The sequence below is a fragment of the Mesorhizobium humile genome, from assembly GCF_033977215.1.
GTDB classification, from domain to species: Bacteria; Pseudomonadota; Alphaproteobacteria; order Rhizobiales; family Rhizobiaceae; genus Mesorhizobium; species Mesorhizobium humile.
Genome location: NZ_JAVIIV010000005.1, coordinates 222,636 through 247,277, shown reverse-complemented (window position 1 = coordinate 247,277; position 24,642 = coordinate 222,636). Strand labels below are relative to the sequence as shown.

Here is a 24,642-nt window from a genome sequence, read left to right as displayed (position 1 = left end):
CCCGTGAGCGCGCTCGAACCGACGACGCCTTCCGCCCCGCAACGGGTGGGTTGGGCATGGCGGCCGTACGCGCTCACGCTGCCGGCGCTCGTGCTGCTGGCCGCGGTGATCGGCTATCCGCTGATCACCATCGTGCTACGCAGCCTGTCGGAGCCGCAATGGGGCCTGCAGAACTACACCTGGTTCTTCGGTGCGCCGGTTAACCTGACGGTGCTCCAGCGCACTTTTTCGATCTCGGCCTGGGTGACTGTGGTCTGCGTGCTCTGCGCTTATCCTTACGCCTATCTGATGACCGCCGTCGGGCCGCGCGTGCGGCTTGCTCTCATACTCTGCGTCCTGATTCCGTTCTGGGTGAGCGGCGTGGTGCGCACGCTCTCCTGGGTGATCCTGCTGCAGGATTCCGGCGTCATCAATTCGCTGCTGAGATCGGCCGGGTTCGACGGCGTCCGGCTGATCCGCACCCAGACGGGCGTGGTGATCGGCATGGCGCAGGTGCTCTTGCCCTTCATGATCCTGCCGCTCTACTCGGTGATGAAGGGGATCGATCTCAGGCTGGTGCAGGCGGCGCGGAGTCTCGGCGCGCGGCCGTCGCGCGCATTCTTCACCGTCTATCTGCCGCTGTCGCTGCCAGGCGTCTATGCCGGCGCGATCATCGTGTTCATCCTGGCGCTGGGCTTCTACATCACACCGGCGCTACTCGGCGGGCCGCGCTCGACCATGCTGTCGACGCTGGTGCAGACGCAGGTGCTGAGCCTGCTGCAATGGGGGCGTGGCGGCGCGATGGGCGTGGTGCTGCTGGTCGCGACCTTCGTGCTGCTCTCGCTTGCGGCTCCTGTGATGCGGTCGAGGCATCGGGAAGCGGGACGACGCTGATGGAGATGAAGCCGCTCACGCGCGTCATCCTTGGGCTTGTCTGCCTGCTGGTGGCGATATGGCTGGTGGCGCCGACGCTGGTCGTCGTGCCGATGTCGTTCAACCAGAACAAGTCGCTCGCCTTTCCGCCGCAGGGCTTTTCCTGGCAGTGGTACCAGAACTTCGCCACCAACCCGGAATGGTCGACCAGCTTCCTCAACTCGCTCAAGGTCGCCTCGCTGGTGGCGGTGCTGGCGACGGTGCTCGGCACGCTCGCCGCCTTCGGCCTCGATCGCATGAAGGCGCGGCCGGCCAATCTCTTGCGCATGTTGATGCTGACGCCGATGGTCGTGCCGGGCGTGGTCCTGGCCATCGGCATCTATGCCGTCTATCTCGATGCGCAGCTTGTCGGAACGCTGACCGGCTTCGTGCTTGCGCATACGATTCTGGCGCTGCCTTTCGTGCTGATCGCCGTCTCGGCCAATCTCGAAGTGTTCGACAGGCGGCTCGAGACCGCGGCGTCAAGCCTTGGCGCCGGCGCGCTGACCACGTTCCGAACGGTGACGCTGCCGCTGATCCTGCCCGGCATCCTGTCGGGCCTGCTGTTCGCCTTCGCCACCTCGTTCGACGAGATCGTGGTGTCGCTGTTCATCACAAACCCTTATCTCAAGACATTGCCGGTGCAGATCTATTCCTCGATCACGCGCGATGCCGACCCGACGGTCGCGGCCGTCGGCACCATCCTGTTGTTCGCCACCACGATCCTGATCGGCGGCGGCATGCTCCTCCTTGGCCGCGAGCGGAAGGGACGCCTATGAACCCGAGACCCGAAAATCGGGGCGCCGCGATCGATCTCGACACGGTCAGCAAGGCCTATGGCGCCTTCAAGGCGCTGGACGGTGTCTCGCTCAGGATCGAACCCGGCGAGTTCATGACGCTGCTGGGGCCGAGCGGCTCGGGCAAGACGACGACGCTCAATGTGATCGCCGGCTTTACCGACGTGACCAGCGGCAAGCTCTCGGTCGGGGGAAAAAGCGTCGTCGGCGTGCCGGCGCACAAGCGCAATATCGGCGTCGTCTTCCAGCACTACGCGCTGTTCCCGCATATGACGGTCGGCCGCAACGTCGCCTATCCGCTGACGTTGCGCGGCATCAATCAGGACGAGCGCAAGGCGCGCGTCGCAAAGGCGCTCGACATGGTCAAGATGGGCGATTTCGCGCATCGCTATCCGAGCGAATTGTCCGGCGGCCAGCAGCAGCGCGTGGCGTTGGCGCGCGCCATCGTCTTCGATCCGCCGCTGCTCCTGATGGATGAGCCGCTCGGCGCGCTCGACAAGAAGCTGCGCGAATGGCTGCAGCTCGAGATCAAGCGCATCCATCGCGAGCTCGGCACCACCTTCGTCTATGTCACGCACGACCAGGAAGAGGCGCTGGTTCTGTCGGACCGGATCGCCGTCTTCAATCGCGGGCGCATCGAGCAGATCGGCACCGGCCGCCAGCTCTATGACGAGCCGGCGACGCTGTTCGTCGGCCGCTTCATCGGCGATTCCACCGTGCTGCACGGCGAGGCGAAAAATGATGGCACCAGCACGGCTCTGAGCGTCGCCGGCGAGATGGTCACCACGCCGCGCCGTCTCAACGGCGAGGCCAATCCGGTGATGCTGCTGCGGCCGGAAAAACTAGCCATCCGCCGGCCGGGACAGGATGCCGCCGGCGCGAATCGACTATCGGGAACGATCGCCGAGGCGATCTATCTCGGCTCGGGCTCGAAATACGAAGTGAGGCTCGGCGACGGCTCGACCGCGATCGTGCGCTCGCCGCTCGCTGGCGACAGCTTCGGCCTCGGCGATAAGGTCGAGCTTTGCTTCGACGGCGCTGACGCGAAGCTCCTGCCCGACGACAGCACGGCCGACACGACGCTCACCTGATCATCTTTGTTTTAACGCAATTCCGGACGGAAAACCGTTTCATACTTTTCCTGGAATTGCCTTGGCGGAAACCATCCCATGCAAGTCAAGCGCAACGGCGACATCTCGTTCTGGTATGCTGACCTGGGCGCCATCCCCGCACCACGTCCGTCTTTGCCTGGCGACATCGAGGCGGATGTCGCGATCGTCGGCGCCGGCTATACCGGACTGTGGACGGCCTACTATCTGAAGAAGGCCAGGCCCTCGCTGCGCATCGTGCTCGTCGAGCGGGAGTTCGCCGGCTTCGGCGCCTCGGGGCGCAATGGCGGCTGGCTGTCGGGCGGCTTCGGCTGGTCGCGCGAGAAGTATCTCAAGACCTCGACGCGGCAAGGCGTCACCGCCATGCAGAAGGCAATGGCCGGCTGCGTCGACGAGGTGATCCGGGTGGCGACGGAGGAAGGCATCGACGCCGACATCCGCCGCGTCGACAATCTGACGGTCGCCACCAATCCGGCGCAACTGGAGCGCGCGCGCGAGGAGTGCGAGACGATCCGCTCCTGGGACGCCGATCCCGAACGCATCGAGGCGCTCGACGCCGACGCCACGCGAGCGCGCATCAACATCCGGAATGTCATGGGCGGCTTCGTCATCCATGGACAGGCGCGCGTGCAGCCGGCCAAGCTGGTGCGCGGGCTGGCGGCAGCGGTCGAGCGTCTCGGTGTCTCGATCTACGAGAAGACGACGGTCACGGCCATTGCCAAGGGCGTCGTGACCACGGATCGCGGCACGGTGCGGGCCGAAACCATCATCCGCGCCACGGAAGGGTTCACGGCCGGCATCCCGGGGGAAGAGCGGACCTGGCTCGCGCTCAACAGCGCGCAGATCGTCACCGAGCCGTTGTCCGAAGAACTCTGGCGCAAGATCGGCTGGGAGGGGCACGAGCTGCTCGGCAATGCCGCGCATGCCTATTGCTATGCCCAGCGCACGCGCGAGGGGCGCATCACCATGGGCGGGCGCGGCGTGCCCTACCGCTACGGCTCGCGCACCGACGTCAACGGGCAGACGCAGCAGGCGACGATCGACCAGCTGCACGCGATCCTGACGACGCTTTTGCCGCAGACCGCCGGATGCCGCATCGACCACGCCTGGTGCGGCGTGCTCGGCGTGCCGCGCGACTGGTGCACGACGGTCGGCCTCGATCCCGCGACGCGCATCGGCTGGGCTGGTGGCTATGTCGGGCTCGGCGTGTCGAGCTCCAACCTGTCGGGGCGCACGCTGACCGATCTCGTGCTTGGCGAGAACACCGAACTGACGCGGCTACCCTGGGTCAACCGCAAGGTCAGGCCCTGGGAGCCCGAGCCGTTCCGTTGGCTCGGCGTGCATTCGATGTACCAGCTCTACCGCATCGCCGATAACCGCGAGGCCACCGGGCTCAACCACACTTCGAAACTTGCCGCTTTGGCCGACAGCCTCACAGGCCACTGACACTGGAGCCTATCTTGATCGATCTCTCGACTTTCCACGACCTCGCCAGGGCCGACATCGGGGCCTTTTCACCGAAGCCGACCTCTTTCGAAGGGGATCAGCTGGAGGCCGCGCGGTCGTTCTTCCAATCGCCGGACGGGAGCATCGACATAGGCATCTGGGAATGCACGCCTGGACGCTTCACCGCCGACCGCACGAACTCGTCTGAGATATGCCACATCATCTCCGGCCGCGTCGCGGTGAGCCGCGCCGATGGCGAGATGCGTGAATTGGGGCCGGGCGACCTTCTCGTCCTGCCGCAGGGATGGAAGGGCGAGTGGCGTATCCACGAGACCACCCGCAAGCTCTACATGATCCAGAGCGCCGACTGATCCTTGACCCCTCGGCGCAGGCCGTTTGCCGGAAGCGCTGCATGCCTCGGACGACGTGCGATCAGTGATCGATCGGGCCTTTCGGCGAGACAAGCGTCGTGCCGGCGGTGGTTGGGCGTTCGATCATGCGGCGCACGCGCGGCGGGTTCTCGCCACTGTGCAGCGCGCGGATGCGTTCGCCGACCACGGCGTCGGCATGGGTGGCGCGCCGGTTGTGGCGGATATACTCGACCCAGGTCGGCGTGTGGTAGTGCTCGATCCAGATGCCCGGATTCTCAAGGTCCCGCGCGAGCGTCCAGTTGCGCGCGCCGTCGCGGCGGCGGATGCGGCCGCGCTCGGCCATGGTCGCCAGGAATTCCGGCACATCCTCCTCGCGGATGATGTACTCGATCATGATGGCGATCGGGCCGCTGCGCGGCTTCAAATCGAGCGCCAGCATAGGCTCCTTGAAACGATTGAGCGGATCGAGGTTGAGCACCGTCTGCCGCGGCAGCGGCAGGACGAAGCCGATGGCGCCGCCGGCGAGCATCGCGATCGCCGCCGCGGTCAGCGCGGTCTCGGCGCCATGGGCGTCAGCGACGACGCCCCAGATCCAGCTGCCCAGCGCAATGCCGCCGAAGGTCGCCGTCTGGTAGATCGACAGCACGCGTCCGACCACCCAGCGCGGCGTCGACATCTGTACCGTGACGTTGAAATGCGAGAGCGCGATCACCCAGCAGGCGCCGCCGATGAGCAGGCCCGCCGATGTCTGCCAGGCATTGTGGCTGACGGCGGCGTTGAAGGCGCATAGCGCGAAGCCGGCAAAGGCCATGCGCACCATCACCTCGCTCGACAGCAGCTGCCGCAGCCGCACGCTGATCAGCGCGCCGCCGACCGCGCCGATGCCGAAGGCGCCGAGCATGATGCCGTAGGTCAGCGCATCGCCCTTGACGACGTCGCGCGCCACCAACGGCAGCAGCGCCAGCACCGCGCCGGCGCTGAAGCCGAAGGCCAAACCGCGGACCAGCACCTTGGCGATGTTGGGCGACATGGCGACATAGCGCAGGCCGGCGCCCATCGCCGCGCCCAGCGATTCGCGCGGCAGGGTCTGCTCGGGCAGCGCCGGCTTCCAGCGGGCGAGCACGACGATCAGCCCGATATAGCTGACGGCGTTGGCGGCAAAGGCGGCCGCAGCGCCTGCCGCCGCGACGATGACGCCGCCGATGGCCGGGCCGACGCTGCGGGTGATGTTGAAGCCCAGCGAATTGAGCGCGACCGCCGCCGGCACCTTGGCGCGCGGCACCATGTCGCCGACCGAAGCCTGCCATGAGGGGCTGTTCAGCGCCGTGCCGCTGTCGATCAGGAAGGTGAAGGCAAGCAGCGTCCACGGCGTCATCCAGCCTTGCCAGGTGAACAAGGTCAGCAACGCCGAGACGACCAGCATGAAGGTCTGCGCCACCAGCATCACCTTGCGGCGGTTGAAGCTGTCGGCGATGGCGCCGGCGACGAGCGCGAACAGCATGATCGGCAAGGTGGTCGAGGCCTGGACCAGCGCCACCTGGTAGGGCGAGGTGGCGATCGTGGTCATCATCCAGGCGGCGCCCACGCCCTGGATCAGGCCGCCGAAATTCGACACCAGGCTGGCCGACCAGACGGCGCGGAAGATGCCGTGCCGGAACGGCGCCAGCGCGGAGACGCGTTCGCTTTCCGGCTCGTCGTCGATCATGGTTGGGCCTTCGTCCGCTGTAGGCGCGCGCCGCACCCGGAAGGGCCGGCGACTCGCCAAAGAGTGCGGTCCAACAACAGGAAGGCAAAGGCGAAAATGCGTCGGCGAAGCTTTAAACCAAGCATCTGGCCGGTCTGGACCAACTTTTCGATAGAGCGCTTCGCCGTTGCACCGAAACGGCGAAGCGCTCTATCTCTTTGCTCTGACGCAATTCCGGGCGGAAGGTTACGGCGAAGGCGCCGAACCTAACCGCGCGCCACTTTTCCTGGAATTGCTCTATTTCCCGCCTTTCGTCTCGGCGTGCAGGGCCTCGGTCAGCTCGCCTGTCGTCTCGCCGCCCATGTAAAGCCTGAGCAGCATCTCCATGCCGACGAGACGCAGGCGCGACGTTTCCTGGCTCCTTGCCATGTCGATCAGGTCGTCCAATTCGGAAGAAGACCATTTCATTGCGTCGCGCAGCAGACCGCCGCGCAGCAAGCCTTGAGTGCCGGCTGAAAAAGCCTCGGCCATCTCGAAGCCGTTCTTCGCGGCGCGAATGTTTTCGCGCGGCAGATGGCGCTCGGCGACCTTTTTCAGCAGCCACTTGCCGGTTCCGCCGCGGTATTTCTGCCTGCGCGGCAGATGAAGGGCGAAGTCGATCAGCCGGTTCTCGAGGAACGGCACCCGGAGCTCGACGGACGCCGCCATGCTCAACCGGTCGTGCCGGTGCAGCAGGTCCTGCAGATGCGAGTAGAGGTCGTAGAGACAGCTCGCCAGGAAGGCGCGATCGCTGGGCGGCGCGACGCCGTCCAGCCTGTCGAACAGCTTTGTCTGCAGGAAATTCAGCTCCGGCGACAGGGCTCTGAGCGCCATGGTGCGGTCCGTCGGCGAGCCGCGACCGATCGAGTTGCGGAACGGAGCACGGCGCAGTTCGGCGAATTTGCGGTCGCGCCTGGTCTTCGAGCGGAACAGGCGCTGCAGCCAGGACTGGCGCCAGAGCCTCATCGTCGACGCCTGCCATTTGTAGCCGCCGAAGAGTTCGTCGGAGCCCTCGCCGGTGAGCAGCACCTTGACGCGGTCGGCGCGGCACTGTTCGGCGAGCGCCAGCAGCGCGGCGTGGCTGGCATGCCAACCGTCGGTTTCAAGGTGCCAGACCGCGCGCGGCCAGAGCTCGAGGAACCGGTCCTTGTCGAACGGCACTCGGCGCAGGTTGACGCCGACATGGCGACCGGTCCGCTCAGCGTCCTGCGCTTCGCTGCGGCCGAGCTTCGGGTCGACGACATAGCCGTGCAGCTCGGGCCTGAAGCGTTTGGCAAGCGCGGTGATCAGGCCGGAATCGACGCCGCCGCTGCAGGCGGTGGCAAGGCTGGCATCGGCGATGCAATGCAGCTCGACACTTTGCTCGAGCAGCGTCTGGAGCGTCGTCGCGTGTTCCGCATCAGAGGTCCTGTCGCCGACAATGCGCCCGGTCTCAAGGATGTCGAGGACATGCCAGAAGCGGCGCTTGTCGATGCCGTCTCCGGTGATCTTCCAAAGGCCGGCTGGCGGCAGCCGCTCGATGCCGTCGAAAACGCTGTAGCTCGAATCGCGGCTCTGCCAGGCGAGCCGCAGCGTCAGTTCGCGCGTGTCCATCCTGCGCGCAAAATCATGGCAGGCGAGGATCGCCTTGTCCTCGGAGGCGAACAGTACGCGGTCGCCGGTTTCGGCGACCGACATCGGCTTGATGCCCAGCCTGTCCCTGGCAAGCCACAAGGCGTCGTCGCGGGCATCGAAATAGGCGAAGGAGAACATGCCGTCGAACAGCGGCACCGCTTTTTGCGGACCCCAGTGATGCAGGGCCTGAAGCACCACCTCGGTGTCGGACACCGATTGGAATATCAAGCCTTCCGCTTCCAGCGTCTTGCGCAGCGCGCGAAAATTATAGACCTCGCCATTGTAGCACAGCACGCCGTCGCCGGACGCGGTCAGCATCGGCTCGCGCGCGGCGGGCGATGGATCGATGATGGTCAGCCGGCGGTGGCCAAGCGCCAGGCGGGCGTTGTTCCAGTTGCCGTGATCGTCGGGGCCGCGATGCGCCAACGCCTGCATCATGCGCACGACGTCGCGGCGATCGCCGCTGCCGATCGGATCGCGCTTTCGCCAGACGCCGGCTATTCCGCACATGGCCTGCCGGCCGTTCTTGCCTGATGCATCGCTTCCTGAAGATCGCTTAGGACAAGGGCACCGGCCGATGCCGGCGCGTCTACAATCTAGCTGCAAGAAACGCCGCCGCAAGCGATCTGGCGACTTGCGAACAGGCCGCCAGGCGCTTGCCGCAGCTTCGCGTCAGAAACCGTGTTCGATGCGCTCGAAGATGACGTTGGTGAAGGCCGAGATCTGGCTGCCGATGAACGGGCCGGTCAGCGCCACCACGAGCATGATGGCGACGATCTTCGGCACGAAGGTGAGCGTGATTTCCTGGATCTGGGTCAGCGCCTGGATGAGCGCGATACCGATGCCGACGACCATCGCCACCAGCACCACGGGGGCGGAAGCGGTAAGCACCGTCCACACCGCATACTGGACGATATCGAGGGCGTCGGCCTCGTTCATGGCTTGCCCCTATGGAGAAATCGGCTAGGCGGCTGGCTTGATCGACACGCCCGCGCCGACGGGCACCTTGGTGCCGTCCTGCAGCACGGCGATCAGGCCGCTGCTGGACAGCGTCACTGAAGCCACCGTTCCGCTGGTCTTGCCGTCGGCCGATGTGATGTTGCGGCCGATAATCGCGTCGGCCTGCGACAGCGCCGATGACGACATGATCTGGTCGAGCTTGGTGTTGGTCTGCACCGATTGCTCGACCTGCGAGAAGGTGGCGAGCTGGGCGACATATTGCGTGGAATCCATCGGCTTGGTCGGATCCTGGTTCTTCATCTCGGCGATGAGCAGCTTCAGGAATGACTGGTAGTCCACGGCCGTCTTCGAGGTCTGCTGGCTGGCCTGGTTGGCGCCAACCGGGATCGTCGTGGTCATGTCCACGGTCATGTTATGCTCCTACAGCCAATGCGCGCGGCGCTTGCGGGATGTCGTCATTGTCTTCGAGCGCCTTGCGCTCGAGCGGATAGAGCGCACGGATCGCTTTCAGCGCCTCGTAGATCTCATCCTCGCCGACCATGCGGTCGATCTGCTTCAGGCCCTTGCAGATGTCCTGGTTGTCGAAGCTTGCGATCAGCATCGGCAGCGAGCGGCGGAACATGTCGCGAGCTTCCACGGCCCCTGCCGGATTGATCAGCATGATCTGCACGATGAAATATAGCTGCTTCAGCGGCGTCGAGGCCTGATCGGCCTGGATGACGTGGCTTTCAAGCAGGAACTGGACGTCGTTCATCAGCTCGATGGTGACCTTGCGGTCGACGCGGATGACGGCGCCGTTGATATAGATCTTCTCGTTGGGCTTCAGCGAGATCTTCAGCGTGTTGGTCATTGGATGCCGTCCCGGATGATCTGGGAGACCTCGATCAGCCCTTCGAAATTGTTGGTGCGGCCCTGGCGGATGTCTTCCGTCTCGCGCAGCAGCCACAGGCCGATGGAGATCAGGTTGGCGCGCAGTTCCTTAGGCAAAGCGTTGTCGCTGGAGCCGAGATCCTCGACGAAGGTGGTCCAGACGCGGTTGGTGAAGTGCAGCGCCTCGACCGCTTCCATCGACTCGGTGCCGACGGCGGCCGCCGCGGCCAGCATGTCGATCGAACGGGTGAGCAATTGCCGCTCCCGGTCCTTGGCGTCGGCGACGGAGTCGGTCTGGATGTCGGCGTAGGAGAATTGATACATCGTCAGCGCTCTGGCGTTCCGGTGTGGGTGTTCAGGTGAGGTACTTCAGCAGGCTGAGCTGCTGCAGACGCGCGGTCAAGGCGAAGGAGGTCTCGATGTGCTGCGTCAGGTCGGCGACGCGGGTAGCGGCTTGCGCCGGATCGACGCCTTCGAGATCGACGATATGCTTCTCGAAGAGGTCGACCTGGGTCTTCATGCGATCGCTGGCGTCGGACACGCGCTGCTGGGCAAGGCCCGTTTCGGCCCGCACCTGGGTGATGCCGCCGATGGCTTCGCCGACCAGCGCCTGCGCGCGATCGACGACCGCGTTCTGGGCGGCTTCGCTGATGTTGCCGGTAAGCAGACTGCTGACCATGGCGGACGCCATGGCGAGCTTGCGGATGCCCTGCTCGTTGGCGCTGACCGAGGTCTGGGTGGTTTCGTTGAGCGAGATGCGGCTGGTGATCTGGTCGTCGGTGGCGCTCGACCAGTTGGCCTGCCAGCCGGCGCCCAGGAATTGCGGCTCGACCTTGGTGGTGATGAAGTCGTCCATCTGCGCGGCGGTGATGTTCGCCGCCGCCGGGTCGGTCTGGGCGAAGCCGAAATAGCTCGAAAAGGCGGCATCGAAGGCGGCCTTGGCCGGCGAGCCGGCGGCGTTGAAATCGTCGATCGGCTTGACGTCGGTGTTGGTGCCGGCAAACAGATATTCGCCGTTGACGCTGGTGTTCAGGATGCCGGTCATCTGCTGCAGCGCCGAGGCGCCGGCGGTCCGCAGGATGCTGGTCGAGGAGTCGCCCGACACGCCGCTGGTCAGCGCCGACAGGAAGCTCTGCGCGGTGTCGGCGATTTGCCCGAGCGAATTCTGGGTCGATGTCAGGCGCGCGGTGACGAGCGCGTTGGAATCGACGATGCCGTTCAGCCGGTCGAGATCGCGCTGGAAGGTGACGGCCTGGGTCGTGCGGCTGCCAAGCGCCAGGCCGACATCGGCGACCGTCCCGGTCTGCGATTCCTTGGTCGCCTTCACGAGGTCGGCCTGCATCTTCGCTTGCTGGTAACGCAGCGCGTTGGAGATGGCAGCTGAGGAAACGCCTGTCGCTTTCATGGATTATCCCACCGCGGCCATCAGAGAATCCAGCATGTCGCTGACCGTTTTCATCATATGCGCCGAGGCTTGATAGGTGTGCTCGAGGTCGAGAAGCAGGGACATTTCCTGGTCGACATTGACGCCGGTGTCGTTGGACAGCGCCTCGGCCGTGCGCGCGGCCAGCGCCTGCTTGCTGTCGGCATTGGTCGAGGCCTGTTGGCGCACGCCTTCGAACCAGCCGATGGCATTGGCCGCGTAGTCGGAGACGCCGGAACTGACGGTGATGCCGGCCGAGCTGTCGAAGGCCATCGGCTGATCGAGCTTGTTGGAGTAGCTGATCAGGAGGTCCGAATAGGATGCGCCGCCCGTGTTGACGACATAGGCCGCGCCGTTGGCGCCGCCGTCGCGCAACAGGGCCGGATTGCCGCCCGCGCTCGGATCGAAGGCGGCGTTGACGCTGATCGTGCCGGCGAGGCCGTCGACCAGGGTGCCGGCGGCCGGAATTGCGGGTGCGCCGGACCATGTGAACAGGCCGGCCGCATTGGGCTGCGACGGCGCTGTTTCGGCAAATGCAGTGACAAGGCCGCGCGCGATCTCGTCGAGCTGGCTCTGCATGGTCGAGGCGACACCGTCGCGCAGCTTCAGCAGGCCCGCAAGCTTGCCGTCGGTGGTGGTGTTATCGCCGGTGCCGGCAGAGACCGGCACGTTGTCGATGTAGATCGTGTTGCCGGGTGTGCCGGCCGAATAGCCGGCCGACGGCGTGAAGGTCACCGAGCGCGGCACGGTCTCGAACAGCGTCGAGCCGTCCTTCGTGGTGATGACCATGTCGTTGTCGCCGCGCGTGAAGGTCGAGACCGGGACATATTCCGATATCTTCTTCAGAATAGCGTCGCGCTGATCGAGCGCGTCGGACACGTCCGTGCCGGAACGGGTGCCCGAAATGACCGCCTTGTTGGCGTCCTGGAACTGGCTGAGCAGCGAGTTGAGATCGTCGACGGCAGTGGCGATCTGGCTGTCGGCCTGGGTGCGGAAGTCCTGGATCGCCTTGGTGCCGCTGTTCAGAGAATTCACCACCTGCTTGGCGGCGTCGATGACGCTTGTGCCGAGGTTCTGGTTCGACGGCGTCGTGGCGTAGAGCTGCAGGGCCTTCTGCAGGTTTGCGATTGCCGTCGAGGGGGACGACGCGTTGTCGACCCCGTTGACCGACAGATCGAGCTGATCCATGCCGTTGTAAAGCGCGCTCTGCCCGCTCCATGCCGAAAGCGCCGAAAGGTTCTGCCGGAACAGGAGGTCGTTCGCGGTGCGCTGGATCTCCACCGACCGGGCGCCGGGCGCCGTGCTGGTCACCACGGCGATGCGACGGGTATAGTCCGGGTTCGACGCGTCGGCCACATTGCGCGATACGACGCTGGTCTGCTTGGACGTGGCCAGGAGCGCCGACTGGGCAATGCTTAGTGCGGAGGAAAGCGACATGCTGATCTTTCACGGGCGGCGCCCGTCGTTTATCTCTTCAGGTTGACGAGGACGTCCATCAGGTCCGAGCCGGTCTGGAAGACCTTGGAATTGGCGGTGTAGCTGCGCTGCGCCGCAATCATGTTGGTCAGTTCCTCGGCGATATCGACGTTGGAGTTTTCAAGCGCCCCGGAGACGATGGAGCCGAGCTTACCCTCATTGGCAAAGCCGATGTGCACGGCGCCGGAGTCAGTGCTCTGCACATAGACGTTGCCGGGCATGGCGGTGAGGTTGTCGGGGCTCTGAACGTCGGCCAGCGGGATCTTGTACAGCGCCTTGGTCGAGCCGTCCGCGAACTGCGCGTAGATGATGCCGTCCTGGCCGATCTGGACCTTCTGGATGGAGCTCGGCGCATTGCCGTTGACCTTGGCGTCGGCGACGGTGAAGCCGGTGCCGAGTTGGGTCACCTTGGAGAGATCGAGGTTCAGCGTCGAGCCCCCCGGCACGGTGAAGGAGATGCTGTTCGTCGCGCCGGTGAGCTTACCCGTGGTGGTGTCGAAGGTGAGGTTCGTCGATGCCAGCGCGCCGCCGGTATAGGGGAAGGATGTGCCCGGCGTTGCCTTCGACTGATCGAAGACCGAAACCTCCCAGGTGCCGGCGCCGGTGTTGGTGAAATAGACGTCGAGCAGCTTCTTGTTGCCGAGATTGTCGTAGGCGACCAGCGAGGTTTTCGACGTGTATTCGGCGGTCGCGCTGTTGCTGGACGGCAGCGGGCCGGCAGGCGGGGTGGCGCCTGCGGGCAGGTTGCCGCTGAAGGTGCCTTCGGTGCTCGGCGTCGCCGTCATCTGCTGGTCGGAGATCTGCACCGGCACGAGGCCTTCGAAGCCGTTGGCGGTCGCGGCCGGGTCGCCATTGGCGTAGCTGTAGGCCATCAGCTGGTAGCCCGCGGCATTGACCAGCCGGCCCTGCGCATCCGGAACGAAGGAGCCGGCGCGGGTAAGATAGGGCGTGCCGGCGGCGTCCTGAACCACGAAGAAGCCGTCGCCGTTGACGGCAAGGTCGGACACCGAGGTGGTGTAGGTCATGACGCCCTGCGTGCTGACGGCGGAGCGGATCGTCGTCGTCACGCCACCCGAATTATAGGCGCCTCCGGTGTTGGGCATGATCAGGGACGAGAACTCGGCCGAAGAGCGCTTGTAGCCGGTGGTGTCCGAGTTGGCGATGTTGTCGGCCACCGCGGAGAGGCGGTTGGCCTGCGCGTTCATACCGGAAACGCCGGTTCGCATCATTCCGTAGAGGCTCATCGATCGATCTCCGCAGTGCCTGGGTAGGAGGCCATAAAACTATGCCTCGTGTCTTGCGCGAGGCTGGCGCGGGCGGCCATCAAAACACAAGCCGGTAGCCGAGGAACCTCTTGGAATCGATCGGGTCGCGACCAAGCTTCTCGCGCAGCTTCTTGCGCAGCTTCGAGATGTGGCTCTCCACCACGTTCTCCTCGACCTCCTCGTCGAAGATGCCGTAGATGGCGTTGAAGACCTGCGTCTTGGTTACGCGCCGGCCGCGGTTGCTGGCCAGATATTCCAGGATGCGCCGCTCACGCCGCGGCAGCGGCAGCGGCTCGCCGTCGATCTCCGGATCGCGGCCGTCCATGAAGATGCGCATCGACCCGACTTCGGTGTAGGCGGCTTCTTCGGAGCCGCGACGGCGGATGGCGGTTATGCGGGCTAGAATTTCGCGGATATGGACAGGCTTGCGGACGACGTCGTCGACGCCGCTTTCGAACAGCCGCAGCGTATGTTCGAGCGAGTGGTGTTCGCTAAGCGCGATTACCGGCGCGCCGGTGCGGTCGCGGATCTGGCGCGGCGATATCGCGCCGTCGCGGCAGTCGCCGATGAGAAAGGCCCTCACGGATCTGAGATCGGTGTCGGCGGCGGAACTCACCCATTCGCCGAATTCGCCCGGCGCAAAGCCGGCCGTGGCCACGCCCTCGCGATCGAAAAGTGAAGAGTAGCCGTCTGTCACGAGCTCCCGCTCGTCAACGATCACGATCATCGGCCCGCCCTCCGAATCAATTCATTTGCCCCGTGCGGAAAGGGGTACCCGGCTCGACGAATCCTGAAAAACCATCATTTCTTGTAGCTATTTTCTTGGGAGTTTTTTTGAGAGCCGTAATAAAAGCGGTTGCAGCAGGTGTATTCGCCCCCACTTTTGGCCGATGAATATTGGCGCTGGCGGATAGGCGGCGAAGGTCGGTCGGCGTTCGAGAGCTGCAATTAATGGTTGCAGAAAGCGCTGGCATTCGGCGTCCATTTGCCGAAGCCGGTGGCGACCATGTTGGCGATGACACGGCAGACATAGACCTTCTGCGCCGGGTCGTTGTCGGGGCCGGCGTGATAGCGGGCGACGGCCATCGACCAAGTCATATGCCTGGCATGCAGGCTCACCAGGAAGCGCGCCGCGTAGTCGACATTCTGATGCGGGTCGAGCATATCCTCGACGCTGCGGAACTGCGCGCCGTGATAGCGATGGTTGATCTGCATGCAGCCGAGATCGATCAGCGTCTTGCCCTCGCGACGCGCATTCTCGAATGCGGCGAGCGCTTCACCGCGGCTGCGGGGAAAGAGAGCTTTTCCTTCTATATTCAAGGCATTAGGCTGAAGGCTGCCCTTCTTCCCGGTTTCGGTCAGGCCGACCGCATAGAGGATGCCGGCCGGCACGCCGTAGCGATCGGCGGCGCGCAGGATCTCGGGCTCGCAGGGATTGGCGGCGGCGCTGGCCGCGCTGGCGGCGAAGCTAGATATACATATCGTCGTCAGCACGCTCGCGATGAGGCGAAGCGGCACGACCGAATTCCTGTGCGCCATTGCCATCGTTCCTTCCCGGTTGCCGGCCGCCGCCCTCATTGTTGCCGCCCCAGTTCCCGGGCTGGAACGAAGACTGGTCGCGGCCTGTCGACATCGGCATGGCGCTGTTTGCGTCGGCGCGGCTGGCCGCATGCGCTGCTATCGAAGGTTGCAGGATGGTAATCTTGTCGACGTCAAAACCGAGGCTTCGCATCGACTTGACGATGGCGTCGCTGTCGACGGTGAGACGGCGGTATGCCTCGTGCGTCTCGGGCTTCATCTCAATCGAAAGTTGCTCCCCCGAGAGCCGCAGGCTGGCGGTGACCGATCCGAGCTCCGAAGGGTGGAGCTCGATCTTCAGCACATGTGTCGGAACGGCAACAGAATTGGTCGTCTGCAAGCCTGCCGGGGCGCTTGCAAAGGCCTGCTGAACGCCCTTGTCGGAGGCAAGCGCTTCAACCAGCGCCGATGCCGTCTGGCCGATCGGGTTTTGCGCCGGCGCCGGGAAGCTCTGCTGGCTGACGACTTCCATGCGTGTGGGGGAGGAGGATGGCCTGGCCGCTGCCTGCTGCGCGGTCGACTGCGATTGTTGCGAGGCCTTGGAGGCGGAAGCCGGCCGCCAGCCTTGCGGGGGCAACGGGCTATCGGCCGTTTGCTCGTTCCCCTGCACCGGCAAGGCATTGGCGTCGTGACGGCCCGGCACATCGAGAGCCATTTGCGTCTTCGCCGGCTTCTGCCCGAAATCGGGCCCGGACTCTTCCGCCATCGTCGAACGGGCGGACCGCGACTGCGGCTCCAGGGAATTGTCGGCCGCCGCGCGCTTGCCTGAGCGCAGCCGCGGTTCCAGCGATCCGCGGTCGCTCACAGGTTCTTCACCGTTGGCGGAATCCTTGCCGCCCGTGCCCGACGATTGCGCGAAATGCTTCATGTCGCTCAGCGCCATCAGCAACGGCAAGCGGTCCTGCAGCGGCGCGGGCTCGTCGGTTTGCGCCGTAGTATCCTTGTCCGTCGTCGGCTTCGCCTGATTGGCCTGGGCGGTGGTCTTCGCGGACTTTCCCGTGGTTGCTTTCTGCGAGCTGGTCTTCCCTTCCTGCGGGTCCTGGTCCGGCTCCTGCCTGCCGGCATTGGCCGCCGAGCGCCTTGCCGGATGCGGGTCCGGCATCACCTGTCCGGTCGCGTGCTTGTCCCGCGGCCGATCGGTCTTTTCGGGCCCATGCACCAGGTCACCGAAATTCTGATCCTTGTCCTTCCCGTCGACAGAGTGCTGCCGGGGCTGGGTCGAAGCAAAGCCCGGCAGGGTCTGGTTGACGCTGGTCATTTGGGGGCTGCTCCGAGTAGCTGGTCGATCTGGTCTAGCTGACGACGCGTGCTCGTTACCGCCGCATCGATAGGGTCTTGCGCATCGGGCGTCGCCGGCGCGGATGCCTGCACCACCGGCGCGGCGTCAGTCGATGCTGGCGCCGACGCCGCCGTCTCAGCCGATGCTTGCGCCGGCTGCGTGACGGCGGGCAGCGAAGCTGCGGGCGTGTCTTTTACCTGGTCGCTTGCCGCGACCGCTGGATGGCTTGCCGCGACCGCTGGCTGGTCGGGCATCGCTCCTTCCACCGGCGGCAAGTCCGCATTGGCCGGATCGGCCGAGGCCTCGGTCGCTGATTTCGCCTCGTCACTTCTTGCAACGGTTTTCGATGCGGCTTTCGCATTGGCGGCCGCTTTGACAGGCGCCATCACCTCGCCCGCGACAGCTTGCGCGGCATCGAGCAGGTTGCGGTCGCTTTGCGAGAGCTTGCCGCGATCGATCTTGCCGAGCTTGGCGCGCACTTCATCGACATTGGCCGATGTCATGGTGGAGAGGCTCGAATAGAGCTGGGTGCGCGGGTCGTCCTGGTTGCCGTTGCCGTTGCGGCCCAGTTCCGCCTTGGCCGAGGCGAAGGTCGAGAGCTCGGTCATCCCGTCGATCGCGGCACGGCGCGCGATGCGCAGATAGATCACTTTCTCGCGCTCGGGATCCATCATCGAGGTGATGTCGGCGATCTTGTCCTGGCTGATCGCCATGTGCAGCGTGATGACGCCGGAAACAAAGGCATCGGCGAACTGGCTGGCGTAGGGCGAGTAGAGGTAGGACGCGACATACTGGGTCGAAGCCAGCGCGAAACGGGCGGCGTCGCCCTGCGCGGCCGCGATGCCCACGGAGCGGCGAAGCGCCGCTTCCTCGACCAGCGTGCCGGGGCTGAGCAAGCGCGCCTCGTCGAGGAACGCAAGCGCTGCCGCCGGGTCATCGGCCGCAACAAGCGAGCCCTTGACCAGCGCCAGGAAGGCGCCGAGGTCGGCGGGCACGCTCATCGGATCGATCGGCTTCAGCATCTCGATCGCTTCGGCCGGCTGCCCGCTCAGATAGGCGACGACGCCTTTGGCTATAGCCAGGCTTTGCGGGTCGGTTACCGCCCGCGAAGCCGCCGCCGCGATCGTCACCGGATTGCCGCCGCTCATGCCGTAGACCAGCAAGGCGCGAAAGTTCTTGGGCTCCTTGAAATCCTCGGCATTGGCGTCGCGCATCCGGGCATCGATCATTTCGAGGAGTTTTGCCTGCATCGGAAGCGCGGCATGATCGCCGCCGGCAATGCGATCCTGGATCAGCTGCAGCGAACGCACCAGTTGATAGGGCTGCAGCGCATCCTGCGCGAGGGCCGGCGATGGCCCCGCGGCGGACAGCGCCAGCGCCAGCGCAATTCCAGGAAAAGTGTGGCGCGGTTTTCCGTTCGGAATTGCGCCAAGGCAAAAAGATGGAGCGGTTCGCCGTTTCGACGAAACGGTGAAGTGCTCCATTGCACGGCCGATGACGGCTTTGCCCCTCATCCGCCGGCCGCCATCAGGATTTCGATGCGCCGGTTCGCGGCCGCCATCGGATCGGCCGCGATCTTGGGCTGCCGGTCGGCGAAGCCCGCGACCTCGGTGATGCGGCTTTCGTCGACGCCGCCGCGCACCAGCATGTAGTATGCCGAATGGGCGCGTGCGGTGGACAGCCGCCAATTGTCGTAGGCGTCGCTGCGGAACGGCCGCGCATCGGTGTGGCCGCTGATGGTGATTGTGCCCTTCTTCTCGTTGATGATCTGGCCGATCTTTTCCATCGCCTGCACCAGCTCGCGCCGCGGTATGGCCGAGCCGATCTCGAACATGCCGAAATCGAGCTGGTCGGTGATCGAAATGACGACACCCTTGTCGGTGGCTTCGACCGAGACGCCGGCGGCGAGTTTTTCGCCCGGCAGAAATGCCTTGGCGAGTTCTTTCTTGATATCAGCCGCTTCCTGAAGAGCGGCTTTGCTCGGCGCCTTGTCACCTTTGTCGGCGGCCTGCTCGGCTTCGGTCTTTTCCGCCTTCGCCGTTTCGGCCTTGGTATCGGCCGCTGCAGCCTCGCGCTTGTCGACTTCAGCTTTCGCGTCTTGCGCCTTCTCGGTCTTGTTCCCTTTGGCCGACGGCTTCTCGGCCTCGCCTAGCGCGACCTTTGGCCCGTTCTTGGCGTCGGTCTTTTCCGTAGCCGCCAGCGGTTCCAGCGGCGCGGCCGTCAGCGGGGGAGCAGCCGGAACGGCCTTCACCCTCGGCACCGCGACGGTGGCGACCTTGTCGCCGGGTTTGACCGGGTCGCCGTCGATCTTGGCGCGCTCGGCGGTAGCCTCGGCATCAGGCGCAGCCACCTGTTGCGACCAGAAATCCGGCGCGAACGGATCGCGGTAGGATTCGCCGCCGGAGGCGCCTGTTGCCGGACCGGATGTCTGGGCACCGCCTTCGCCCTTGGCGCTGACGTTCTGCATCACGCCCGTATCGGCGGCGATCTCCGCCAGCACCGCATAGGGATCGGCAAACAGCTTCTCGTCGGAGAGCTGGGCGTCCTGGGCCCCGTCCTTCGTCTGCCGGCGTTCGGAGGAACCGGCGCCGCCCTTGCCGTTGTCGCCCGCCTTGGTCGCGCCCTGCTGCGGGTTGTCCGCGGTCAGCCCCACCTTGCTGGGGCCATCGCCGAGGTCCTCCAGGCCCTTGCGGCTGGAGTTGCGGTCGATCAGCTCGACCGGATTGAAATAGCTGGCGACGGCTGCCTTGGTCTGCTCGTTGGCGGCGTTGATCAGCCACATGACGAGGAAGAAGCACATCATCGCCGTCATGAAGTCGGCGAAGGCGATCTTCCACACGCCACCATGGTGATCCTCGTCATGACCGTCGTGATTGCGCTTGACGATGATGATCTCGTGCCGGGGGTCGGCATGGTCGACGGCGCTCATGACAGGACCTCCGACAAGGACGCCGACCACTCGGCGATACGCGTTTCGAACACCGTCTCGTCAATGGTGACGGTCAGGTCGAAGCCCGGCGCCTCGGTGAAGTCGAGATTGGCGGCGCGGGATCCGAGGGCTGCCTTCAGCGGCTCGAACAGCGAGAGCGGCCCGCGGACACCGATCCGCACGGCCTCGCTGTCGGCGACCGCCGCGCCGATGGTGCGCGAAAGCGCCTGGAGCGAACGTTGCTGCAGATCGTCGCTGAGAAGGCCGCCGAGGACGCGCGCGACGGTCGCGCCGGCAAGCTCGGCAACGCGCTGCTCCATGGCCTCGATGCGCGTGGCGACGGCAGTGCCGAGATCGCCGCCGAAGCTTTCAAGGAAAGCTTTCGCCGCATCGTCGCTGGCCTGACGCTCGGCGTCGAGCGCAGCCTGATGGGAGAGCGCAAGGCGTGCCTCGAGCGTCGCCTCAGCGTCGGCCACCGCCTCGGCGATCAGCGCGCCGATATCGGCCTGCGGCGCCGGCGCCGGCGCGGCGGCAGGCATATGCTCTGCGGAGCGTGCGGACGGCGGCTGGCTGGCACGCGGGGTCCGCGAACCAAAATCGGGCAGGAGATCGAAGAGCGCCGAGGCCACGGCCTAACCCACGGCTTCCGGAGCAGCAGCCCATTTGCGCAGGATCTGGGCGGTGCGCTCCTCGTTGAGGTCGACCATGCGGGCAAGCCGCTCCTGCGGCGCCGGCCGGATCTTCTGGCGCAGGTCGTCGAGCGGGGTTGCGCCGGCGCGCGCGCCGGGTAGGGCGCCGGCCGGGGTCTCGGCGGTGATCGCGGCGACGGGCGCATCGGGCGTCGGCAAGGAACGCTGCACGTCGTCGAAGCTCGGGCCGGCAATGGCCGCGGGCTTCGCCGACGCCGTCAGCGCGGAGGCCATAGGCTTCAGGCCGAAGAAGGCCACCAGGAAAACGACCACGATGAAGGCGCCGGCATTGATCAGCGTGCCGGTATAGGTGCCGATCGAGGCGAGGATGCCAGGCTGATCGATCGGCTCGCCGTCGAGGCCGTTGATGAACTCGACCGCCGACACGTCGATGATGTCGCCGCGCTTGTCGTCGAAGCCGGTCGCCGAGGCGACCATCTTCTGGATCTCGGCGACGCGCTTGGCGATCTGCTCCGGGGTGGCGTCCTTGCCGAGGATGGTCTTGAGGCGATCCTGGTTGACGACGACCGCGATCGACATCTTGTTGACCGTGTAACCGTTCGAAACGGTCGCGATCTTCTTCGAATTGATCTCGTAGTTGGTGATCTCTTCCTTGCGGTCGTTCTGCGAGGTGGATTGCGGTCCCTCGGTGGTGGTGGTCTGTGTCTCGGGCAGGTTCTGCTCGACGCTGGTCGGGGTCGAGGCCTGCTTCTGGTTGCTGGCCTCGTTGGTCTTCACCGACTGCACCGAACGCTCGACGCGTGAGTTCGGATCGAAGATCGTCTCCTCGGTCTGGCGCGTGTCGGTGTTGACGTCGGCCTTGACGCTGGCGCGGAAATTGTCCGGGCCGAGATAAGGGGTGAGCGCGCGGCGGATGTTGTCGCCGATCTGCGCCTCGACCGTCTGCTCAACGCCGAGCGTGCGCGCGGCGCTCGTATTGGACGGGTCGTCGCCGGCGGCCAAAAGGTTGCCGTTGGAATCGAGCACAGTCACCTTGTCGGCCGAGAGGCCGGGAACGGCCGCGGCGACGAGGTGGCGGATCGACATGGCGCTCTTCTCGGCATCGTTGCCGGCATAGCGGATGACCACCGAGGCGGAGGGCTGCTGCTCGTCGCGGCGGAAATTGGCGCGCTCGGACATGACGATGTGGACGCGCGCCGCCTTGACGCCGGAAATCGACTGGATGGTGCGCGCGATCTCGCCTTCCAGCGCGCGCACGCGGGTGATCTGCTGCATGAAGGAGGTGAGGCCGAGCGAGCCGACATTGTCGAACAGCTCGTAACCGGCATTGGTGCTGGTCGGCAGTCCCTTCTCGGCAAGCAGCATGCGCGCCTGCGCGGTGGTGCCGGCCGGCACCAGCACGGAGGTTCCATCGGAGCCGACATCGAAGCCGATGCCGGCGTCGGCCAGCACCAGGCCGATCTGGTTAACGTCGGAACGATCGAGGCCGACATAGAGCGTCTCATAGGCCGGCCGGTTGAGATAGACGGAAGCGATGCCGATGACGGCCATCACCAGGGCAGCGATGCCGCCCATCAGCGCCAGACGCCGCACGCCGAAGCTCTTCAAATTCGCGATGACGCTCTGGATCTGTTCCGGCACGATTCAACCGCTCCCAGCATGACTGTCCGCCGGAAGACTAGACCGCGAAGCTTGTGCGAGGATGATAGGTGTGCCGCCGGAGAGCCGGGAGAATGCCGAACCGCCGCTTTCTCGTCTTGCAACGAAAAAGGCCGCGTTTCGGACGCGGCCCTTTCGTCGGGTCGATGATGATCAGGCGGCTTAGCCGTTCTTGAACAGCTGCAGGATCGACTGCGAGGAGCTGTTGGCGATCGACAGGGACTGAATGCCGAGCTGCTGCTGGACCTGGAGCGCCTGAAGGCGGGTCGATTCCTTGTTCATGTCGGCATCGACAAGCTGGCCGACGCCGCGGTCGATGGAGTCCATCAGGCTCTGCGTGAAGGTCTTCTGCAGGTCGATCGAGCTCTTGGCTGCGCCGAGCACGGTGGCGGCGTCGGTAAGCTGACTCATGACATGGTCGATCTTGGTGACCATTTGCGTGATGATGTCGTCGGTCACGCCCGTTGCCGTGATGTCGAGATTGAAGGCGGAGACGTTGTCGATCTTGACGGGCGTGCCCGACACAGCGCCCTGGGCTGTAATGTTGGCGGCGATGTCGGTGGCGCCGCCGGCGATGGCGGTAGCATAGGCGGCGTCATACGCCGACTGGTCCGCCGCCGTGGAGTAGATCGAAGTCTTGCGATCGAGAATGCCCTGGTTCTTGACGTCGGTGGAGAGGCCGTTGTCGAACAGCTTGGTGCTTTCGATATTGATGTCGATCGTTCCGAGCGAAATGGCGCCGGACGACGAGCGGTTGAACGAGGAGACGATCTTGGCGTCGGACTGGACGCCGTCATTGGCGGCCGCGACCTGCTTGGACGTCACCGAAAGGAAATTCGAGCCGGAGAAGGTGGCGGCATCGGCAAACGACTTCATCTGCGCCTGTAGCGCGGTGATTTCGGTCTGCGTCTTAGCCTTGTTGGCATCCGACTGGCCGACACTCGACAGCAGCTTGGTCTTGATCTGGCCGATCGTCGAAATGACGTTGTTCATGCCGGTGTAGGCGGTGTCGACCTTCGAGGCGCCGAGTCCGAGCGCGTCCTGCACGGTCGACAGGGCCGAGTTGTCGGAACGCATCGTGGTGGCGATAGACCAGTAGGCGGCGTTGTCGGCGGCCTCGGAGACCCGGTAGCCGGTCGAGATTCTGGCCTGTGTCTGCTGGAGCGATTTGTTGGTGGCGTTGAGGCTTTGAAGTGCAGTCAACGCCGCAGCGTTCGTCATGATGCTCGCCAAGAAACTCGCTCCTTCTCAAAAGCCGGCATGCCACACAGGCCGGTTCGGCCTGTCCATCGGTTGCGATCGTGCCGGTCGGGCCGATTCGACAACCTAAGTGATTGGTTAACCATACCTAGCGCGATATGGTTAATGGCCTGTTAAAAGTAGGCTTCCGAGAGGTTAAGGAACGAGGGTTGCGCGAGCCTTGAGCAAACGCAAATCGGGCCGCGCTTTTGGCGCGGCCCGATGCTTTGGCCTTGTCAATATAGAGCGATCAGCCGCGGAAGAGCGACAGGATCGACTGCGACGAGCCGTTGGCGATCGACAGCGCCTGGACGCCGAGCTGCTGCTGAACCTGCAGCGCCTGGAGGCGGGTCGATTCCTTGTTCATGTCGGCATCGACGAGCTGGCCGACGCCGCGATCGATGGAGTCCATCAGGCTCGAGGTGAAGGTCTTCTGCAGGTCGATCGAGCTCTTGGCGGCGCCGAGCTTGGTGGCGGCGGTCGTCATGTCCTTCAGCGCTGCGTCGACGACGTTCATCATCTGCGAGATCTGAGCGTCGCTGGCGGCGGTGGTGCCCGTGAAGATGGACAGGCTGGAAACCGAATAAGTATCGCCGGCTACGGGAGCGGCGCCCAGGGTCGGGTTCTGTGCCGTGGCGGTCGTAGCGCCGGTGGTGCCGAGGCGAGCCGCATCGAGAATGCCCTTCGAGGTCGGGGCAGCGCCCGCGTCATAGAGCTTGATGCTTTCCACGTTGACGTCGATCGTCGAGATTGAAACCGCGCCCGTGGCGTCGCGGTTGAAGGCCGAAACGATCTTGACGTCGGCAGCGGTACCCGAGGCCGTCGACACCGACAGCATGTTGGTGCCGGAGAAGGTGGCGCCGTCGGCATAGGCCTTCAGCTGGTCCTGAAGAGCTTTGATTTCAACCTGCGTCTTTTCCTTCGAAGCATCCGTCTGGCCGTAGGAGGCGGTCAGCTTCTGCTGGATCTGGTTGATCGTGGTGATCGCGCTGCTCATGCCGGTGTAGGCGGTGTCGACCTTCGAGGCGCCGAGGCCGAGCGCGTCCGAAACGGTGGACATGGCCTGGTTGTCGGAGCGCATCGTGGTGGCGATCGACCAGTAAGCGGCGTTGTCGGAAGCCTGGGAGACGCGATAACCCGTCGAGATGCGGGTCTGGGTGGTCTGGAGCTGGTTCTGGGTATTGTTGAGGCTCTGCAGCGCGGTCAACGCAGCGCTGTTGGTCATGATACTGGCCATGGTACTCGTACCTTATTTTTACACGGATTTTTTTGACATACCGGCATGTCCGGTATGACGGTGCGGCATCATGCCAATGACCGCTCAACTGGGTCACCCGCCATCTGCGAGCGACTATGGCGGGAA

The 24,642-nt window shown here is 65.0% G+C and carries 23 protein-coding genes; 5 read left to right on the top strand and 18 right to left on the bottom strand.

The genetic code is table 11. From position 1 onward, the window contains the following. The first annotated feature begins 3 nt into the window (after positions 1-3). The 5 genes from RFM52_RS11035 to RFM52_RS11015 all read left to right on the top strand — a co-directional run bounded on the left by RFM52_RS11035 (position 4) and on the right by RFM52_RS11015 (position 4,614). Complete coding sequence (locus tag RFM52_RS11035; protein ID WP_320293165.1) at positions 4-873, top strand: ABC transporter permease; 870 nt, start codon at positions 4-6, stop codon at positions 871-873. After that, complete coding sequence (locus RFM52_RS11030; protein WP_320293166.1) at positions 873-1,670, top strand: ABC transporter permease; 798 nt, start codon at positions 873-875, stop codon at positions 1,668-1,670. Before RFM52_RS11035 ends, RFM52_RS11030 begins: the two co-directional genes overlap by 1 nt. Next, complete coding sequence (locus RFM52_RS11025) at positions 1,667-2,779, top strand: ABC transporter ATP-binding protein (RefSeq protein WP_320293167.1); 1,113 nt, start codon at positions 1,667-1,669, stop codon at positions 2,777-2,779. The genes RFM52_RS11030 and RFM52_RS11025 overlap by 4 nt, the downstream gene beginning before the upstream one ends. 78 nt (positions 2,780-2,857) lie before the next feature. Then, on the top strand, positions 2,858-4,243 hold the full coding sequence (locus RFM52_RS11020; RefSeq protein WP_320293168.1) for an NAD(P)/FAD-dependent oxidoreductase: 1,386 nt from the start codon (positions 2,858-2,860) through the stop codon (positions 4,241-4,243). Between the two features lie 14 nt (positions 4,244-4,257). After that, positions 4,258-4,614 carry a cupin domain-containing protein gene (locus RFM52_RS11015; RefSeq protein WP_320293169.1) on the top strand — a complete coding sequence of 119 codons (357 nt, stop codon included), beginning with the start codon at positions 4,258-4,260 and terminating at the stop codon, positions 4,612-4,614. A gap of 61 nt (positions 4,615-4,675) precedes the next feature. Here RFM52_RS11015 and RFM52_RS11010 read toward each other — a convergent pair whose 3' ends face one another. From RFM52_RS11010 to RFM52_RS10925, 18 genes are all read right to left on the bottom strand, one after another. Then, positions 4,676-6,319, bottom strand: coding sequence for an MFS transporter (locus tag RFM52_RS11010; protein WP_320293170.1), 1,644 nt, complete (start codon positions 6,317-6,319; stop codon positions 4,676-4,678). A 276-nt stretch (positions 6,320-6,595) separates the two neighbouring features. Beyond that, positions 6,596-8,461: an asparagine synthase (glutamine-hydrolyzing) gene (asnB, locus tag RFM52_RS11005; protein WP_320293171.1), complete on the bottom strand. Its 1,866-nt coding sequence runs from the start codon at positions 8,459-8,461 to the stop codon at positions 6,596-6,598. Between the two features lie 162 nt (positions 8,462-8,623). Beyond that, positions 8,624-8,890, bottom strand: a complete 267-nt coding sequence (gene fliQ / locus RFM52_RS11000; RefSeq protein WP_040989996.1) for a flagellar biosynthesis protein FliQ — start codon at positions 8,888-8,890, stop codon at positions 8,624-8,626. 24 nt (positions 8,891-8,914) lie between these two features. Next, complete coding sequence (gene flgD / locus RFM52_RS10995) at positions 8,915-9,322, bottom strand: flagellar hook assembly protein FlgD (RefSeq protein WP_320293172.1); 408 nt, start codon at positions 9,320-9,322, stop codon at positions 8,915-8,917. Position 9,323: 1 nt separating this feature from the next. Continuing rightward, positions 9,324-9,761: a flagellar biosynthesis repressor FlbT gene (gene flbT / locus RFM52_RS10990; protein ID WP_320293173.1), complete on the bottom strand. Its 438-nt coding sequence runs from the start codon at positions 9,759-9,761 to the stop codon at positions 9,324-9,326. Beyond that, positions 9,758-10,105, bottom strand: coding sequence for a flagellar biosynthesis regulator FlaF (gene flaF / locus RFM52_RS10985; RefSeq protein ID WP_320293174.1), 348 nt, complete (start codon positions 10,103-10,105; stop codon positions 9,758-9,760). The genes flbT and flaF overlap by 4 nt, the downstream gene beginning before the upstream one ends. 31 nt (positions 10,106-10,136) lie before the next feature. After that, the gene (locus RFM52_RS10980) at positions 10,137-11,186 is read right to left on the bottom strand and encodes a flagellar hook-associated family protein (protein WP_320293175.1); all 1,050 of its coding nucleotides are present in this window, start codon (positions 11,184-11,186) and stop codon (positions 10,137-10,139) included. 3 nt (positions 11,187-11,189) lie between these two features. After that, positions 11,190-12,641, bottom strand: coding sequence for a flagellar hook-associated protein FlgK (flgK, locus tag RFM52_RS10975; protein ID WP_320293176.1), 1,452 nt, complete (start codon positions 12,639-12,641; stop codon positions 11,190-11,192). 29 nt (positions 12,642-12,670) lie between these two features. Beyond that, the gene (locus RFM52_RS10970; protein WP_320293177.1) at positions 12,671-13,924 is read right to left on the bottom strand and encodes a flagellar hook protein FlgE; all 1,254 of its coding nucleotides are present in this window, start codon (positions 13,922-13,924) and stop codon (positions 12,671-12,673) included. Between the two features lie 79 nt (positions 13,925-14,003). Then, positions 14,004-14,672, bottom strand: a complete 669-nt coding sequence (locus tag RFM52_RS10965) for a response regulator transcription factor (RefSeq protein WP_320293178.1) — start codon at positions 14,670-14,672, stop codon at positions 14,004-14,006. 221 nt (positions 14,673-14,893) lie between these two features. Further along, positions 14,894-15,484: a transglycosylase SLT domain-containing protein gene (locus RFM52_RS10960; protein ID WP_430699202.1), complete on the bottom strand. Its 591-nt coding sequence runs from the start codon at positions 15,482-15,484 to the stop codon at positions 14,894-14,896. Beyond that, complete coding sequence (fliK, locus tag RFM52_RS10955) at positions 15,414-16,781, bottom strand: flagellar hook-length control protein FliK (protein ID WP_320293180.1); 1,368 nt, start codon at positions 16,779-16,781, stop codon at positions 15,414-15,416. Before fliK ends, RFM52_RS10960 begins: the two co-directional genes overlap by 71 nt. Beyond that, positions 16,778-18,316, bottom strand: a complete 1,539-nt coding sequence (locus RFM52_RS10950; protein ID WP_320293181.1) for a chemotaxis protein MotC — start codon at positions 18,314-18,316, stop codon at positions 16,778-16,780. The genes fliK and RFM52_RS10950 overlap by 4 nt, the downstream gene beginning before the upstream one ends. Further along, positions 18,313-19,731, bottom strand: a complete 1,419-nt coding sequence (locus RFM52_RS10945; RefSeq protein ID WP_320293182.1) for a MotB family protein — start codon at positions 19,729-19,731, stop codon at positions 18,313-18,315. The genes RFM52_RS10950 and RFM52_RS10945 overlap by 4 nt, the downstream gene beginning before the upstream one ends. Continuing rightward, complete coding sequence (locus tag RFM52_RS10940) at positions 19,728-20,270, bottom strand: hypothetical protein (protein WP_320293183.1); 543 nt, start codon at positions 20,268-20,270, stop codon at positions 19,728-19,730. Before RFM52_RS10940 ends, RFM52_RS10945 begins: the two co-directional genes overlap by 4 nt. A gap of 93 nt (positions 20,271-20,363) precedes the next feature. Beyond that, positions 20,364-22,022, bottom strand: coding sequence for a flagellar basal-body MS-ring/collar protein FliF (gene fliF, locus RFM52_RS10935; protein ID WP_320293184.1), 1,659 nt, complete (start codon positions 22,020-22,022; stop codon positions 20,364-20,366). 180 nt (positions 22,023-22,202) lie between these two features. Beyond that, the gene (locus tag RFM52_RS10930; RefSeq protein ID WP_320293185.1) at positions 22,203-23,273 is read right to left on the bottom strand and encodes a flagellin N-terminal helical domain-containing protein; all 1,071 of its coding nucleotides are present in this window, start codon (positions 23,271-23,273) and stop codon (positions 22,203-22,205) included. 256 nt (positions 23,274-23,529) lie between these two features. Further along, complete coding sequence (locus RFM52_RS10925; protein WP_320293186.1) at positions 23,530-24,516, bottom strand: flagellin N-terminal helical domain-containing protein; 987 nt, start codon at positions 24,514-24,516, stop codon at positions 23,530-23,532. Positions 24,517-24,642: the final 126 nt, after the last annotated feature.